Origin of the sequence: Streptomyces sp. 6-11-2, from assembly GCF_006540305.1 — a bacterium.
Classification (GTDB): domain Bacteria; phylum Actinomycetota; class Actinomycetes; order Streptomycetales; family Streptomycetaceae; genus Streptomyces.
In genome coordinates, this window is sequence record NZ_BJOR01000001.1 from 3,482,409 (window position 1) to 3,498,152 (window position 15,744).

The 15,744-nt window shown below is 68.6% G+C and carries 16 protein-coding genes; 9 read left to right on the plus strand and 7 right to left on the minus strand.

Annotated elements, in window-relative coordinates:
- Positions 1–246: 246 nt before the first annotated feature.
- The 5 genes from TNCT6_RS15000 to dnaA form a co-directional block, all read right to left on the minus strand.
- Positions 247–783 (minus strand): DUF721 domain-containing protein, encoded by a 537-nt coding sequence (locus TNCT6_RS15000; protein WP_141359850.1) that lies wholly within the window; start codon positions 781–783, stop codon positions 247–249.
- Positions 780–1,901: a DNA replication/repair protein RecF gene (recF, locus tag TNCT6_RS15005; protein WP_141359851.1), complete on the minus strand. Its 1,122-nt coding sequence runs from the start codon at positions 1,899–1,901 to the stop codon at positions 780–782. Before recF ends, TNCT6_RS15000 begins: the two co-directional genes overlap by 4 nt.
- Positions 1,902–1,954: 53 nt before the next feature.
- The gene (gnd, locus tag TNCT6_RS15010; RefSeq protein WP_141359852.1) at positions 1,955–2,830 is read right to left on the minus strand and encodes a phosphogluconate dehydrogenase (NAD(+)-dependent, decarboxylating); all 876 of its coding nucleotides are present in this window, start codon (positions 2,828–2,830) and stop codon (positions 1,955–1,957) included.
- A gap of 162 nt (positions 2,831–2,992) precedes the next feature.
- A complete protein-coding gene (dnaN, locus tag TNCT6_RS15015; RefSeq protein ID WP_141359853.1) occupies positions 2,993–4,123 on the minus strand; it encodes a DNA polymerase III subunit beta in 1,131 nt (376 codons plus the stop codon).
- Positions 4,124–4,961: 838 nt separating this feature from the next.
- Complete coding sequence (gene dnaA, locus TNCT6_RS15025) at positions 4,962–6,953, minus strand: chromosomal replication initiator protein DnaA (protein WP_141359854.1); 1,992 nt, start codon at positions 6,951–6,953, stop codon at positions 4,962–4,964.
- 377 nt (positions 6,954–7,330) lie between these two features.
- Here dnaA and rpmH point away from each other — a divergent pair, with 377 nt between their 5' ends.
- From rpmH to TNCT6_RS15070, 9 genes are all read left to right on the plus strand, one after another.
- On the plus strand, positions 7,331–7,468 hold the full coding sequence (gene rpmH, locus TNCT6_RS15030; RefSeq protein ID WP_003956500.1) for a 50S ribosomal protein L34: 138 nt from the start codon (positions 7,331–7,333) through the stop codon (positions 7,466–7,468).
- A gap of 21 nt (positions 7,469–7,489) precedes the next feature.
- Positions 7,490–7,861 carry a ribonuclease P protein component gene (gene rnpA, locus TNCT6_RS15035; RefSeq protein ID WP_141359855.1) on the plus strand — a complete coding sequence of 124 codons (372 nt, stop codon included), beginning with the start codon at positions 7,490–7,492 and terminating at the stop codon, positions 7,859–7,861.
- Complete coding sequence (yidD, locus tag TNCT6_RS15040) at positions 7,858–8,211, plus strand: membrane protein insertion efficiency factor YidD (RefSeq protein WP_141359856.1); 354 nt, start codon at positions 7,858–7,860, stop codon at positions 8,209–8,211. Before rnpA ends, yidD begins: the two co-directional genes overlap by 4 nt.
- Positions 8,212–8,214: 3 nt before the next feature.
- The gene (gene yidC / locus TNCT6_RS15045; protein ID WP_141359857.1) at positions 8,215–9,498 is read left to right on the plus strand and encodes a membrane protein insertase YidC; all 1,284 of its coding nucleotides are present in this window, start codon (positions 8,215–8,217) and stop codon (positions 9,496–9,498) included.
- 15 nt (positions 9,499–9,513) lie between these two features.
- On the plus strand, positions 9,514–10,026 hold the full coding sequence (locus TNCT6_RS15050) for a R3H domain-containing nucleic acid-binding protein (protein WP_141359858.1): 513 nt from the start codon (positions 9,514–9,516) through the stop codon (positions 10,024–10,026).
- A 116-nt stretch (positions 10,027–10,142) separates the two neighbouring features.
- On the plus strand, positions 10,143–10,859 hold the full coding sequence (rsmG, locus tag TNCT6_RS15055) for a 16S rRNA (guanine(527)-N(7))-methyltransferase RsmG (RefSeq protein WP_141359859.1): 717 nt from the start codon (positions 10,143–10,145) through the stop codon (positions 10,857–10,859).
- Between the two features lie 252 nt (positions 10,860–11,111).
- Positions 11,112–12,185 carry a ParA family protein gene (locus TNCT6_RS15060; protein ID WP_141366446.1) on the plus strand — a complete coding sequence of 358 codons (1,074 nt, stop codon included), beginning with the start codon at positions 11,112–11,114 and terminating at the stop codon, positions 12,183–12,185.
- The gene (locus TNCT6_RS15065; RefSeq protein WP_141359860.1) at positions 12,182–13,300 is read left to right on the plus strand and encodes a ParB/RepB/Spo0J family partition protein; all 1,119 of its coding nucleotides are present in this window, start codon (positions 12,182–12,184) and stop codon (positions 13,298–13,300) included. Before TNCT6_RS15060 ends, TNCT6_RS15065 begins: the two co-directional genes overlap by 4 nt.
- 323 nt (positions 13,301–13,623) lie before the next feature.
- Positions 13,624–14,241: a GNAT family N-acetyltransferase gene (locus tag TNCT6_RS15070; protein WP_141359861.1), complete on the plus strand. Its 618-nt coding sequence runs from the start codon at positions 13,624–13,626 to the stop codon at positions 14,239–14,241.
- Between the two features lie 94 nt (positions 14,242–14,335).
- On the opposite strand, the gene trxA is transcribed toward TNCT6_RS15070, so the two are convergent.
- Together trxA and trxB are read right to left on the minus strand one after the other, a co-directional pair.
- A complete protein-coding gene (trxA, locus tag TNCT6_RS15075; RefSeq protein ID WP_141359862.1) occupies positions 14,336–14,668 on the minus strand; it encodes a thioredoxin in 333 nt (110 codons plus the stop codon).
- 43 nt (positions 14,669–14,711) lie between these two features.
- On the minus strand, positions 14,712–15,683 hold the full coding sequence (gene trxB, locus TNCT6_RS15080; RefSeq protein ID WP_141359863.1) for a thioredoxin-disulfide reductase: 972 nt from the start codon (positions 15,681–15,683) through the stop codon (positions 14,712–14,714).
- Between the last annotated feature and the right edge of the window lie 61 nt (positions 15,684–15,744).

A 15,744-nucleotide genomic window follows, 5' to 3' on the forward strand; every position in this document is an offset into this window, starting at 1 on the left:
GTAGCGCTGACAGTGATGGGGGTTTGCCGGTACCTGAGTACGCATGTGGCGCCCTCAACCGGTCTTGGCCGGGTCCCGATATGCACAAGGGGGCTCCGAGAGGCTCACAGCGGCACTCAGCGCTTCCGGACGTCAACACTTCGCTACTCCCGGGTCAGGTCGGGATTCGCAAGGGCGTGCGGTTGTACGAAGGACGGCCGTCATGGGCCCGGAGATGACCACCACAAACCCGTTGTGTGACGTCTGTCACCCATAGGTGTCGCCGGGGCCCGTGCTGCCCGGCACCCTCAGCGGACCGTACCTGCGGCCGCCACCGCCCGGCCCGAAGACCTTGATCGTCCGCACCGCGCCGTGCCCCAGGTCCTCGTTGAGCCGGGCCACCAGCGTCGGAGCGAGCAGACGCAGGTTCGTCGCCCACGCCGTCGAGTCGCAGCGCACCGTCAGCACCCGCTCGTCCTCGTCGTACCGGTCCGGCACGCAGTGCTTGGCCAGATCGGCCCCGACGATCTGCGGCCAGCGCCCCATCACGCCGCCCACCGCGGCCGGCGCCTCCCAGCCGCGTTCGGTGATCAGCCGGTTGATCGCGGCGCCGAGAGCCATCGGATCACGGCCGTCGGCCCGCGCGCCGGAACGCAGACCGCCACGCCGTGCCTGCCTGCGCTGCTGCGCCGCGTCCCCACGCGCGCGTGCCGCCTCCTTCGCCGCGCGCAGCGCCACGCGCGCGAGGTCGACGCCCGATGGCTCGGGCGCCTTCCCCCGGCCCGGGTCCCGCTCGCCGCTCATACGCGCTCCACCGTTCCGTCCGACACGGCGAACCGCGTACCCGTCAGCACGTGCGGCACGTCGTCGTCGACCGCGGCGGTCACCAGGACCTGCTCACCGGGCGCCACCAGCTCCGCCAGCCGCTCACGGCGACGGGTGTCCAGCTCCGCGAAGACGTCGTCGAGGATCAGCACCGGCTCATTGCCCTCCGCGCGCAGCAGGTCGTACGACGCCAGACGCAGTGCCAGCGCGAACGACCAGGACTCCCCGTGGGAGGCGTACCCCTTCGCAGGCAGCTGACCGAGTCCGAGCACCACGTCGTCCCGGTGCGGCCCCACCAGCGTCACGCCCCGTTCGATCTCCTGCTTGCGGACGTCCGCGAGCGCGGCCATCAGCTGTGCGAAGAGATCCTCACGCGTGTGTGCCACGCCGGGCGCCGACGGCTTGTACTCCAGCACGACCGGACCGCCGCCGGGAGCCAGCTGCTCGTACGCCTTGTCCGCCAGCGGCTCCAGCGCGCCGAGCAGGTCCAGGCGCTGGGCGAGCAGCTCGGCACCCGCCCGCGCCAGATGCTGGTCCCACACGTCCAGCGTGGACAGGTCCATCGAACGGCCACCGTGCCGACGCGCCAGCGCGGCCGACTTCAGCAGCGTGTTGCGCTGCTTGAGCACCCGCTCGTAGTCGGAGCGCACCCCAGCCATGCGTGGAGAACGCGCCGTCACCAGCTCGTCGAGGAAACGCCGCCGCTCCCCGGGATCGCCCTTGACCAGGGCCAGGTCCTCGGGCGCGAACAGCACGGTGCGTACGATGCCCAGCACATCCCGCGGCCTGACCTGCGAGGACCGGTTGATACGGGCGCGGTTGGCCCGGCCGGGGTTCAGCTCCAGCTCGACCAGCTGCTGCCGCTCGCCCTGCCGCACCTGCGCCCGGATCACCGCACGCTCGGCGCCCATGCGGACCAGCGGGGCGTCGGAGGTGACCCGGTGGCTGCCGAGCGTGGCCAGGTAGCCGATCGCCTCGACGAGGTTCGTCTTGCCCTGGCCGTTGGGGCCGACGAACGCCGTGACACCCCGGTCGAGCGGGACCTCGGCCCGGCCGTACGAGCGGAAGTCGGCCAGCGACAGATGCGTGACGTGCATGGTCGTTCGCCGACCTCCCCCGGCGTTGCGGACCGCTCAGGCGGTCCGGTGGACTACTTCTTCTCCACGGCGTGACCGCCGAACTGGTTGCGCAGCGCGGCGATCATCTTCATCTGCGGCGAGTCCTCCTGGCGTGAGGAGAACCGCGCGAACAGCGAGGCCGTTATCGCGGGCAGCGGCACGGCGTTGTCGATGGCGGCCTCCACGGTCCATCGGCCCTCGCCGGAGTCCTGCGCGTAGCCCCTCAGCTGCTCCAGGTGCTCGTCCTCGTCGAGGGAGTTCACCGCCAGGTCGAGCAGCCAGGAGCGGATGACGGTGCCCTCCTGCCAGGAGCGGAAGACCTCGCGGACGTTCTCCACGGAGTCGACCTTCTCCAGCAGCTCCCAGCCCTCGGCGTAGGCCTGCATCATCGCGTACTCGATGCCGTTGTGGACCATCTTGGCGAAGTGGCCCGCCCCGACCTTGCCGGCGTGCACCGCGCCGAGGTCGCCCTCCGGCTTGAGCGCGTCGAAGACCGGCTGCACCTTGGCGACGTTCTCCGCGTCGCCGCCGTACATCAGCGCGTAGCCGTTCTCCAGGCCCCACACGCCGCCGGAGACGCCGCAGTCGACGAAGCCGATGCCCTTGGCTGCCAGCTCCTCCGCATGCCTCTCGTCGTCCGTCCAGCGGGAGTTCCCGCCGTCCACGACCACGTCGCCGGGCTCCAGCAGCTCGGCGAGGGCGTCGATCGTGCCCTGGGTGGGCTCGCCGGCCGGGACCATCACCCAGACCACGCGCGGGCCGTGGAGCTTGCCCACAAGCTCTTCCAGGCTGTGGACATCGGCGAGGTCCGGGTTGCGGTCGTATCCGATGACGGTGTGGCCGGCGCGGCGGATCCGCTCGCGCATGTTGCCGCCCATCTTGCCGAGGCCGACGAGACCGAGCTCCATCAGTTGCGTTCCTTAGGTTTCACGACGTGACGTTCCGGCACTTTCGTACCTGCGTCCGAGCCTAGACCCGGACGCTCGCGCACATCCGTGGGCATAAGCGCTCATACGTATGCCCGGACCTGAGGTCGCCACCTGCGGAAACGCGCCCGGCCGTCAGCCGGCTCAGCCGCTCAGCCGTACCGGCATGATCAGGTACTTGTAGGCCTCGTCCGCCTCGGCGTCCACCGCGGGCTTGCCGCTGAGCAGCGCCGGCTTGGTGGACGTCGTGAAGGACAGCTGGGCCACCGGGGAGTCGATCGCGCTGAGGCCGTCCAGCAGGAACGTCGGGTTGAAGGCGATCGAGATGTCGTCGCCCTCCAACTGCGCGTCGACCCTCTCCACAGCCTGTGCGTCGTCGCTGGAGCCGGCCTCCAGGATCAGCACGCCCTGCTCGAAGCTCAGGCGCACCGGGGTGTTGCGCTCGGCGACCAGCGCCACGCGCTTGACGGCCTCCACGAAGGGGGCGGTCTCGATGACGGCCACGGAGTTGAACTCCGTCGGGAACAGGGTCCGGTACTTCGGGAGGTCGCCCTCCAGCAGACGCGTGGTCGTGCGCCGCCCGGCACCCTCGAAGCCGATCAGGCCCTCACCGGCACCCGAGCCGGACAGCGCCAGGATCACGCTGTCGCCGCTGGTCAGCGCCTTGGCGGTGTCCAGCAGGGTCTTGGCGGGCACCAGGGCGACCGCGGAGGCGTCCGGGTTCTCCGGCTTCCACAGGAACTCGCGGACCGCGAAGCGGTAGCGGTCGGTGGAGGCCAGCGTGACGGTGTCGCCCTCGATCTCGATGCGGACACCGGTCAGCACGGGCAGCGTGTCGTCGCGGCCGGCCGCGATCGCCACCTGCTGCACGGCGGAGGCGAAGACCTCACCGGGAACCGTGCCCGTCGCGTTCGGCATCTGCGGGAGCGCCGGGTACTCCTCCACAGGCAGGGTGTGGAGGGTGAAGCGCGAGGAGCCGCAGACCACCGTCGCCCGTACACCGTCTGTGGAGATCTCCACCGGGCGGTTGGGCAGGGCGCGCGAGATGTCGGCGAGCAGGCGACCGGAGACGAGGACCGTGCCCTCCTCGTCGACCTCGGCCTCCACGGACACGCGCGCGGAGACCTCGTAGTCGAAGCTGGACAGGCTCAGCTGGCCGTCCTCCGCCTTGAGCAGCAGGCCGGCGAGAACAGGCGCCGGCGGACGGGCCGGGAGGCTGCGTGCCGCCCAGGCCACTGCCTCCGCGAGTACGTCGCGTTCCACCCGGATCTTCACCGTAAGCCGCCTCCTGCTGTTGCTACTGAGTCCTCCGACTCGGTGTCACCGCCCACTGGGACGGGAAGAACACCGGGGACCAGTCTGACGCACGGCACTGACAGTAGGCGCCTGTCGGGGTCAAGTCGCTCCGAGGGGCAGTCGGGCCCGAGAGCTCGAGTTGTGCACAGGCCCCGCTTCGAAACGGATTCCGCACTCTCTCTAGTCGGGAGTAGTAGTAGGCCCTGTGGATACCGTGGATAACCACGTTTGCCCAGCTCAGCGCGGAAATTTTATCCACTGGCCCTGTGGGTGGGACCGGTGGACAACCGGGCGTCTCTGTGGAGAACGGGAAGTTCTGCACACCCTGCCCACAGCCCGAGGGCAGTTCTCCCCAGCTGCGTCCCCAGGTTTACCCACGTTTCCCACACGCCAATCGCGCACCTCGGTGTGACGGCTTTCACTCGACGCGGTGACCGGAGGCGTCACGTTGCCGAACAGTGGACAGGGGTGTGGAGAAGCCGCCGATCACTGGGGACAACGGTCTCCAGCCTGTGGGTTGCCAGTGGACAACTCTGGCTGCGGCCTGTGGATCACCTCTTTGTCCACAGTCTGTGGAGAGTGCTCGTCCACGATTCCACAGGCCCCTGAGCTGGTGTGATGGTGTTCCGACCACACAGCCTGTGGATGCGATCTGGACAACTTCCCAGTCCCCAGGATGTGGACGGAAGAAAGTCGCCGAATCTGTGGAGGACAGCCGTAACCCGGTGCGGATTCGAACAGCGGCGGACGCCACAACGACTCAGGGCGCCCCCGGGATCCGCTCCCGGAGGCGCCCTGAGCGCCGCTCCGCGTGTTCTCAGCCGTTCTTGATGCGGTTGGTCAGCTCCGTGACCTGGTTGTAGATGGAGCGCCGCTCGGCCATCAGCGCGCGGATCTTGCGGTCGGCGTGCATGACGGTCGTGTGGTCGCGGCCGCCGAACTGGGCGCCGATCTTCGGCAGCGACAGATCGGTCAGCTCACGGCACAGGTACATGGCGATCTGGCGGGCGGTGACCAGGGCCCGGCCGCGCGAGGTGCCGCACAGGTCCTCGACGGTGAGGCCGAAGTAGTCGGCCGTGGCCGCCATGATGGCCGTCGCCGTGATCTCCGGAGCCGAGTCCTCGCCGCCGGGGATCAGGTCCTTCAGGACGATCTCCGTCAGGCCCAGGTCCACCGGCTGCCGGTTGAGCGAGGCGAACGCCGTCACCCGGATCAGCGCGCCCTCCAGCTCGCGGATGTTGCGCGAGATCCGGGAGGCGATGAACTCCAGCACCTCCGGCGGGGCGTTCAGCTGCTCCTGCACCGCCTTCTTGCGCAGGATCGCGATACGGGTCTCCAGCTCGGGCGGCTGGACGTCGGTGATCAGGCCCCACTCGAACCGGTTGCGCAGCCGGTCCTCCAGGGTCACCAGCTGCTTGGGCGGCCGGTCGCTGGAGAGCACGATCTGCTTGTTGGCGTTGTGGAGGGTGTTGAAGGTGTGGAAGAACTCCTCCTGCGTCGACTCCTTGTCCGCGAGGAACTGGATGTCGTCGACGAGCAGGATGTCCATCTCGCGGTAGCGCTTGCGGAAGCTGTCGCCCTTGCCGTCGCGGATGGAGTTGATGAACTCGTTGGTGAACTCCTCGGAGCTCACGTAGCGCACGCGCGTGCCCGGGTACAGGCTGCGCGCGTAGTGGCCGATCGCGTGCAGCAAGTGGGTCTTGCCGAGTCCGGACTCGCCGTAGATGAACAGGGGGTTGTACGCCTTGGCGGGTGCCTCGGCGACGGCGACCGCGGCCGCGTGCGCGAAGCGGTTGGACGCGCCGATGACGAACGTGTCGAAGAGGTACTTGGGGTTCAGGCGCGCGGTCGGCTCGCCGGGGCCGGCCGCCGGTGCGGGCTGCGCGGCCAGCGGGCCGGGGGCGCCGGTGGCGGGCAGGTTCGGACCCACCGGGCCGCCGCGGTGCACCTGGCCGGAACCGGCCGGCGGTTCCGGCGGCTCGCGGTGGCCGGCGTCGCGCTGGTCGTAGTCGCGGGCGTCGTACTCGCCGCGGGACGGGTCGTAGTCGGAGCGCGGCTGGTCGTACGGCGGGCGCTCCATCGACGGGGACCGGTAGTCCTGAGCGTAGGAGTCCTGGGCCGGCGGATAGGCGTCCTGGCGGCCGTACCCGGTGTCCTGCGGGCCGTAGGGGTCCTGGGCCGGCGAGGCGTAGGGGTCCCGCTCCGGGAAGCCGAGCCGCTGCTGCTGCCACCCGTAGTCGTCCTGGTGGTGACGCGGCCAGGCGCCGGGCTCGGGACGCTGGTACTCGGCGTACTCCGACGGATAGGCGGGGCGGGCGGTCGGGAGCTGGTCGCCGCCGTCCGCCGGCTGCGGGCTCGTGCGCGGGGGCGGCAGGTGGTCGCCCTGGGCGCCCGGGAACTGGTCGTGGCGGGCCGAACGGTGGACGTCCGCCCGGCGCCGGCCGTAGCCCTCGTAGCCGCCGCCCTGGCCCGTGGGCAGCTCCTGGTCCTCGTACCGCGGCGCCGGTGCGGGCGCGGGGGCCTGGGGCTCGCCGACGGAGCTGTCGACGGTGATCGCGATCCGGATCGGGCGGCCGCACTCACGGCTCAGCGTCTCGCTCACGACCGGGGCGAGGCGCCCTTCGAGTACGCCCTTGGCGAACTCGTTCGGTACGGCGAGCAGCGCCGTGTCCGCGACCAGCGCGAGGGGCTGGCAGCGCCGGATCCAGTGTTCGTCCTTCGTCTCGACGCCCTGTCCGCGTCCCTCGCCGAGAAGCTGCTCCAGAACTCGTGGCCACACTGCGGCAAGATCGGCAGGTACGTCAGCCACAGGGCACGCTCTCTCGCAGGTCCCGCGACCGTGTGGTGCGGGACGGATCGGTATCTAAAACGGGTGGGGCGGGGGACATGGGAACGAATCGGAGTCCAGCCACGGTAGTCAGGGCCACGGGTGCGGTTCAAGTCGTTGTCCCCAGGCTGTGGACAGTGTCTCTCGGAGGCAGCTGGTTTGACCGAATGGCGTAGCCGCGCGTACCGTAACCAGGTCGAGTTGTCGATGGCTGCTGCCGCCTGCCTCCGAAGGGCACAGATCGCGTCTTAGGGTGATCGGAAAGCGGTGCACTCGGGCGTTACTGCGAGCTGATCGTGGGCGCACGGTGACAGCCAGGACGGCACCCCGCCACTACTGATTCTTTCTGGAGCCCCCGAGTGAGCAAGCGCACCTTCCAGCCGAACAACCGTCGTCGCGCGAAGACCCACGGCTTCCGGCTGCGTATGCGCACCCGTGCCGGCCGCGCGATTCTCGCGTCCCGCCGCAGCAAGGGTCGCGCCCGTCTGTCCGCCTGATTCCGGTCAGGTCATGACATCGTGCTGCCCACCGAGAACCGGCTGAGGCGGCGCGAGGATTTCGCGACCGCGGTACGGCGAGGGCGTCGCTCTGGACGCCCGCTTCTCGTCGTCCATCTACGTAGCGGTGCCACGGACCCGCACGTGCCAGGGGAGAGCGCTCCCCCGTCACGTGCGGGTTTCGTCGTGAGCAAGGCGGTGGGTGGCGCGGTCGTCCGCAACGCGGTGAAGCGCAGACTTCGCCATCTGATGCGTGACCGAGTCGCCTTGCTGCCCCCCGGTAGCCTGGTAGTCGTACGAGCGCTGCCCGGTGCGGGCGACGCCGATCACGCACAGCTGGCCCGAGACCTGGATGCCGCCCTTCAGCGGCTGCTGGGAGGGGGCACGCGATGAAGTACCCGCTGCTGGCTCTGATCAAGCTGTACCAGTGGACCATCAGCCCGTTGCTCGGGCCGGTGTGCAAGTACTACCCGTCGTGTTCCCACTACGGCTACACGGCCATCGACCGGCACGGTGCGATCAAGGGAACCGCGCTCACCGCGTGGCGCATCCTGCGGTGCAATCCGTGGTCGCTCGGCGGTGTGGACCATGTCCCGCCGCGCAAGCGTCCGCGGTGGCACGAAATGCTGCGTGACGCCTGGCGTGCGCGCAGGGGCGGGCCCTCCGCCGCCGAAACGGCCACCGACGGGAAGAAGCCGGCGGTCCCGGCCGCAGAGACCTCGCCCCATGCCCAAGGAGCATGATTAGTGGACACGATTGCCAGCCTCTTCAGTTTCATCACCTGGCCCGTCTCCTGGGTCATCGTCCAGTTCCACACGGTGTACGGGGCGATCTTCGGGCCTGACACCGGGTGGGCCTGGGGCCTGTCCATCGTGTCGCTGGTGATCCTGATCCGTATCTGCCTGATCCCGCTCTTCGTGAAGCAGATCAAGGCGACCCGGGCGATGCAGACGCTCCAGCCCGAGATGAAGAAGATCCAGGAGCGCTACAAGAACGACAAGCAGCGCCAGTCCGAAGAGATGATGAAGCTGTACAAGGAGTCGGGTACCAACCCGCTCTCCTCGTGCCTTCCCATCCTGGCGCAGTCCCCGTTCTTCTTCGCCCTGTATCACGTGCTCAACGGCATCGCGACGGGCAAGACGATCGGCGTCATCGACGATCAGCTGCTCGCCAGTGCCCGTAAGGCTCACATCTTCGGCGCCCCGCTCGCCGCGAAGTTCACGGACAGCGCCCACAAGGTCGCCCAGCTCGGTGCCTCGCTGACCGATGTCCGGGTCGTGACCGCGGTCATGATCGTTCTGATGTCGGCGTCGCAGTTCTACACGCAGCGCCAGCTGATGACGAAGAACGTCGACACGACGGTGAAGACGCCGTTCATGCAGCAGCAGAAGATGCTGATGTACGTCTTCCCGGTCATGTTCGCCGTCTTCGGCATCAACTTCCCGGTCGGTGTCCTCGTCTACTGGCTGACCACCAACGTGTGGACCATGGGCCAGCAGATGTACGTCATCCACAACAACCCGACCCCGGGTTCGAAGGCCCAGGCCGCCTACCTGGAGCGGCTCTTCAAGCACGTCTCGCACCATGGCAAGACCCGCAACCGGCGCGAGAAGGCCATCGTCAAGGCGATCGTCGTCAAGGGCCGTGACCGCAACGAGTTCGAGCGCAAGTTCATCAACGGTCTGAACAAGGCGGGTCTCGCGGCCCAGTCCGACGGCTCCGTGATGAAGAGCGACGGCGCCGCTGTCGCGCAGGCCGAGGACGGTACGACCACCGCCACCGCCACTGCCACCGCTCCCCGGCGCCAGCAGCCCAAGCGGCAGTCCAAGTCGCAGCGTCAGTCGGGCGGTACGAAGCCGGCCGGTGAGGCGACGGAGGCTCCGTCGCTGACCAAGTCCGACGAGCCGGAGGACGCTCCGGCCGCAGCCGGCGAGAAACCCGCCTCGAAGCCCGGCAACGGCGCCCGCAGCAAGGCCCAGTCCGGACAGCGCAAGGGTCCGCAGCGGCCCAAGTCCCCGTCCAAGAAGTAAGAAGGAGCCCATCCCGTGACGGAAGGCACCACCTCCGCCGCTGCCGAGGGCGCGGACGCCCTGACCCGCCTGGAGCAGGAGGGCGAGATCGCGGCGGACTACCTCGAGGGTCTACTGGACATCGCCGACCTCGACGGTGACATCGACATGGATGTCGAGGCCGACCGCGCCTCTGTCTCGATCATCAGTGACACCGGCGGTCGCGACCTGCAGAAGCTGGTCGGCCGTGACGGTGAGGTGCTGGAGGCACTGCAGGAACTCACGCGCCTGGCCGTGCACCGGGAGACCGGCGACCGCAGCCGCCTGATGCTGGACATCGCGGGCTACCGCGCCAAGAAGCGGACCGAGCTGTCCGAGCTGGGTGCGAAGGCCGCCGCCGAGGCGAAGAGCAGCGGCGAGCCCGTGAAGCTGAAGCCGATGACTCCGTTCGAGCGCAAGGTCGTGCACGACGCGGTCAAGGCCGCCGGCCTGCGCAGCGAGTCGGAGGGCGAGGAGCCGCAGCGCTTCGTCGTCGTGCTTCCCGCCTGAGCGGTCCCACGTTCCACCGGCCCCGTCTGTTGCGCAGGCGGGGCCGTACTTTGTCAGCCTGGTAGTTCTGATGGTCGGCGTCGAGAGCGCCGATGTGGTACGGAAGGACGGTCCCCGTGACGGCGGAAGCGGAGCTCCCCCCTGCGCCCGAGCAGGCACGTGACGTATTTGGTGATCGCTTCACGGATGCGGTCCGGTATGCCGAGCTGCTGGCCGAGACAGGAGTGCAGCGAGGGCTCATCGGCCCGCGTGAGGTACCCCGTCTGTGGGAGCGGCATCTGCTGAACTGTGCGGTGCTCTCGGAGGTGGTTCCCGAGGGGGTGACGGTGTGCGACGTCGGCTCGGGCGCCGGTTTGCCGGGTATCCCCCTGGCCCTGGTCCGGGAGGACCTGAAGATCACGCTGTTGGAGCCGCTGCTGCGGCGCACCAACTTCCTCACCGAGGTCGTGGAACTGCTGGGGCTCGACCACGTCACCGTCGTCCGGGGCCGTGCGGAGGAAGTGATGGGCAAGCTCCCGCCGGTGCATGTGGTGACCGCCCGCGCGGTCGCGCCGCTGGACCGCCTGGCCACGTGGGGCATCCCGTTGCTGCGTCCCTACGGGGAGATGCTTGCCCTCAAGGGGGACACTGCCGAGGAGGAGCTGAAGAGCGCGGCCGCCGCCCTGAGCAAGCTCGGCGCGGTGGAGACCTCCATCCTGCATGTGGGTGAGGGCATCGTGGATCCGTGCTCCACCGTCGTGCGGGTCGAGGTCGGGGAAAGCCCGGGCGGCGTACGCTTCGCGGCCAAGCGGGCGAAGGCGGCGCGGACGGGGCGGACGCGACGGCGCCGATAGCCGCCCGTACTCCACACAAGCTGCCAAACCTCCGCATGCCGGAGTGTCGCGACAGTCCGGCCACGGCCGCTGTGCATCGTGTTTCACGTGAAACGTCGCTCACTGCTGCACGGCATCATCAACCGTGGCCGCGCTGCGGCCCAACCCCGCGACCGCAAGCCTCTCAGCCCACTCGGACGGGGAACGGAGTTGTCCACAGAGGTGGATTTCTCCACAGAACGTCAGGCCTCACTGGTTCACAACCCCGAAGGCATGGGAGGCTCTGTTCATTGCGAGCCTGAAGTCGAGGAGAGTGAATCCTTGCGGTCCGACGCCAACATTGCGGGACCGATGACCGATCCGGTCCCCGGTCCCCGTACCGAATCGATGGGGGAGGATGTTTCACGTGAAACGCCGCCCCCGATGGACGACACTCCCATCGGTCGTGCTGCCCAACTGGCGGTCGAGGCTCTGGGCCGCGCCGGCGAAGGCCTGCCCCAGCCTGAACAGACCCGCGTCATGGTGGTCGCCAACCAGAAGGGTGGCGTGGGCAAGACGACGACGACCGTCAACCTTGCCGCTTCGCTGGCTCTGCACGGTGCCCGCGTCCTGGTGATCGACCTGGACCCGCAGGGCAATGCCTCCACGGCGCTGGGCATCGACCATCATGCCGAAGTCCCCTCCATTTACGACGTCCTGGTGGAGAGCAGGCCGCTGGCCGAGGTTGTCCAGCCTGTCCCCGATGTCGAGGGTCTCTTCTGTGCCCCCGCCACGATCGATCTCGCCGGTGCGGAGATCGAGCTGGTGTCCTTGGTAGCGCGGGAGAGCCGGTTGCAGCGGGCGATCCAGGCCTACGAGCAGCCGCTGGACTACATCCTCATCGACTGCCCGCCCTCACTTGGCCTGCTGACGGTCAACGCGCTCGTCGCCGGCCAGGAGGTCCTCATCCCCATCCAGTGCGAGTACTACGCGCTGGAAGGCCTGGGCCAGTTGCTCCGCAATGTCGACCTGGTCCGGGGGCACCTCAACCCCGCCCTGCATGTGTCGACCATCCTGCTCACCATGTACGACGGCCGGACGCGCCTTGCGTCCCAGGTCGCGGAAGAGGTGCGCAGCCACTTCGGTGACGAGGTGCTGCGGACGAGCATTCCCCGCTCCGTCCGTATCTCCGAGGCGCCGAGTTATGGGCAGACGGTGCTGACTTACGATCCAGGGTCAAGCGGTGCCCTCTCCTATCTTGAGGCGGCACGAGAAATCGCGCTGAGGGGCGTCGGTGTCAGCTACGACGCCACGCACGCCCACCTCGGCGCACAGGGTGATCCGAACATGGTGGAGGGGATTCAGTGAGTGAGCGACGGAGGGGGTTGGGTCGTGGTCTCGGGGCGCTGATCCCCGCTGCCCCGACCGGGGAGAAGCCGCAGGCTCCAGCGACGGCTGGGGGCGCGGGCTCGGCGTCGTCCACGGCTGTCCCGGTGCTGACCGGTGACCGCGGTGACCGAGGGGTGGCGGCGGCGAAGGTAACCACACTGCCGCCTGTTTCACGTGAAACATCGCCGCCGCCGGCGAGCAGCCCGGCTGAGATGAACGCGTCAGTGATGGGTGCCCACTTCGCCGAGATCCCCCTCGACTCCATCACGCCGAACCCGCGTCAGCCGCGTGAGGTCTTCGACGAGGACGCGCTGGCCGAGCTCGTCACCTCCATCAAGGAGGTCGGACTCCTCCAGCCCGTCGTCGTCCGCCAGCTCGGTTCCGGGCGTTATGAGCTCATCATGGGTGAGCGGCGCTGGCGGGCCTGCCGTGAGGCGGGGCTCGCGGCCATCCCGGCGATCGTGCGGGCTACGGACGACGAGAAGCTCCTCCTGGACGCCCTGCTGGAGAACCTGCACCGGGCCCAGCTGAACCCGCTGGAAGAGGCGGCCGCCTACGACCAGCTGCTCAGGGACTTCAACTGCACGCACGACCAGCTGGCGGACCGGATCGGCCGTTCCCGCCCGCAGGTCTCCAACACTCTGCGTCTGCTCAAGCTCTCGCCGGCCGTGCAGCGTCGGGTCGCCGCCGGAGTTCTCTCGGCCGGACATGCCCGGGCGTTGCTCTCCGTCGAGGACTCGGAGGAGCAGGACCGGCTGGCCCATCGGATCGTCGCCGAGGGTCTGTCGGTGCGGGCGGTCGAGGAGATCGTGACCTTGATGGGGTCGCGGCCGACGACGGCTCCTCGCTCCAAGGGCCCGCGTGCCGGTGGGCGCGTCTCTCCGGCACTGTCCGATCTTGCGACGCGTCTGTCCGACCGCTTCGAGACGCGGGTGAAGGTCGACCTGGGACAGAAGAAGGGCAAGATCACCGTCGAGTTCGCTTCCATGGAGGACCTGGAGCGCATTCTCGGCACACTGGCTCCGGGCGAGGGCCCGGTCATGCAGAAGAGCCTTCTGGACGGCGAAGAGCCGGAGGAGGAGACGGAGGGCTGAGCCCGTCCGAGGGACGGTTTCGTCTCGATCGATCAGCGCGGGCGGGTCGTGTCCGGTGTGTACCGGAACACGGCCCGCTCTTTGCTTTCAGACGGTATCGATGCAATCGCATCGTCGATACGATGCGTTCGGGTACGACGCGTCCACCCGGCGGTACCTCTAGAGGGAGGCAGGGGCATGCGAACGGTGAGCCGCACCGGAATGCTCGGCGCGGTCTTGGGGCTGGGCGCGGTCGGCGGATTCGTCGGCAGCCTCCTCAAGGAACGCAGCGCTCTGACAGCCGCGCGTGGCGCCGCGGGCGAAGGAAGCGAGGAACAGCCTTCATGGGCCGTAGGCTCGTACCGCTCACGCTGGACAACCTTCAAGACCTTCCCCAGCGCTGCCGTGCGTGCGTCTTCTGGGAGCTGGACCCCGTCAGTGGTGAAGCAGCGCTGAAGGCCGGCACATCCGTGGCGGAAAAGGAAGCGTGGATCTCCGCAGTCCTGCTGGACTGGGGCTCCTGCGGCCGTGTCGTCTACGTCGATGACGCGCCCGTGGGCTTCGTGCTCTACGCTCCCCCCGCCTACGTCCCTCGCTCCACGGCGTTCCCCACGAGCCCCGTCTCTCCGGACGCGGTGCAGCTGATGACCGGCTTCATCATGCCGGGCTACCAGGGGCAGGGGCTGGGCCGCGTGATGGTCCAGACGGTCGCGAAGGACCTGCTGCGGCGGGGCTTCAAGGCCATCGAGGCATTCGGGGACGCCCGATGGAAGGAACCCGCCTGCATGTTCCCCGCCGACCATCTGCTGGCCGTGGGGTTCAAGACCGTCCGGCACCACCCGGCCCACCCGCGGCTCCGGCTGGAACTGCGGACGACGCTGTCCTGGAAGGAAGACGTGGAAATGGCGATCGACCGGTTGCTGGGCGCTGTGCAGAAAGAACCGGCGCTGCGGCCGCTGTAAGCGAGCTGCCACATACGAATGGGCCCACCCTGAAGGGTTGGCCCATTCGTGTTTCACGTGAAACATCGCCGCCGGCTCGGCGGCCCTGCCGTGATTACTCGGCGACGAAGTCCTCGAGGTCCCGAACGATCGCAGCCTTCGGCTTCGCCCCCACGATGGTCTTGGCGACCTCGCCGTTCTGGTAGACGTTCAGGGTCGGGATGGACATGACCCCGTACTTGGCGGCGGTGTTCGGGTTCTCGTCGATGTTGAGCTTGACGACCTCGATCTTGTCGCCGTACTCGGCGGCGATCGCCTCGAGGGACGGAGCGATCTGGCGGCAGGGACCGCACCAAGCGGCCCAGAAGTCCACCAGGACGGGCTTGTCGCTCTTCAGGACGTCCTGCTCGAAGGAGTCGTCGGTCACGTTCTTCAGGGTGCCGGCCACAGCGGGCTCCTTAACTGGTCGTGCGGTGGGGTGGTTGGGGGTCTCAGACGGTGGACTTCTCGGGCTCGGCCTTCTGCTCGTTGTCCGCGAGGGCCGCGAGGAAGCGCTCGGCGTCGAGGGCAGCGGAGCAGCCGGTACCGGCCGCGGTGATCGCCTGGCGGTAGGTGTGGTCGACCACGTCGCCGGCGGCGAAGACACCGGTCAGGTTGGTGCGGGTGGACGGCGAGTCGACCTTCAGGTAACCCTCCTCGTCCAGGTCCAGCTGGCCCTTGAAGAGCTCTGTGCGCGGATCGTGGCCGATCGCGATGAACAGACCCGTCACCGGCAGGTCCGACAGCTCGCTGGTCTTGACGTTGCGCAGCTTCAGGCCGGAGAGCTTCTGCTCGCCCTGGATCTCGGCGACTTCGCTGTCCCAGGCGAACTTGATCTTCGGGTCGGCGAAGGCGCGCTCCTGCATCGCCTTGGAGGCACGCAGGGTGTCCCGGCGGTGGACGACGGTGACGGACTTGGCGAACCGGGAGAGGAAGGTGGCCTCCTCCATGGCGGTGTCACCGCCACCGATCACGGCGATGTCCTGCTCCCGGAAGAAGAAGCCGTCACAGGTGGCGCACCAGGAGACCCCCCGGCCGGAGAGCGTGTCCTCGTTCGGCAGACCGAGCTTGCGGTGCTGCGAGCCGGTGGCGACGATGACGGCCTTGGCCTGGTGCACCGTGCCCGCGGTGTCCGTGACGGTCTTGATCTCACCGCTCAGGTCGACGGAGACCACGTCGTCCGGGATGAGCTCGGCGCCGAAACGCTCTGCCTGCGCACGCATGTTGTCCATGAGCTCGGGACCCATGATGCCGTCGCTGAAGCCGGGGAAGTTCTCCACGTCGGTGGTGTTCATCAGGGCTCCACCCGCGGTGACCGCACCCTCGAAAACCAGCGGCTTCAGCGACGCGCGCGCGGTGTAGAGCGCCGCCGTGTACCCGGCGGGCCCGGAGCCGATGATGATCACGTTACGGACATCGCTCACGGCTTGATTCCTCGTCTCTGGACTGTGTCGTACGGCCGGGGGGAGCCTGTCTCACAGCTCT

Excerpts from the sequence above, each read along its gene's own strand:
- TNCT6_RS15000 (WP_141359850.1), bottom strand. The coding sequence starts at position 783 with ATGAGCGGCGAGCGGGACCCGGGCCGGGGGAAGGCGCCCGAGCCATCG.
- recF (WP_141359851.1), bottom strand. The coding sequence starts at position 1,901 with ATGCACGTCACGCATCTGTCGCTGGCCGACTTCCGCTCGTACGGCCGG.
- gnd (WP_141359852.1), bottom strand. The coding sequence starts at position 2,830 with ATGGAGCTCGGTCTCGTCGGCCTCGGCAAGATGGGCGGCAACATGCGC.
- yidD (WP_141359856.1), top strand. The coding sequence starts at position 7,858 with ATGAAGTACCCGCTGCTGGCTCTGATCAAGCTGTACCAGTGGACCATC.
- TNCT6_RS15060 (WP_141366446.1), top strand. The coding sequence starts at position 11,112 with ATGGGAGGCTCTGTTCATTGCGAGCCTGAAGTCGAGGAGAGTGAATCC.
- TNCT6_RS15070 (WP_141359861.1), top strand. The coding sequence starts at position 13,624 with ATGGGCCGTAGGCTCGTACCGCTCACGCTGGACAACCTTCAAGACCTT.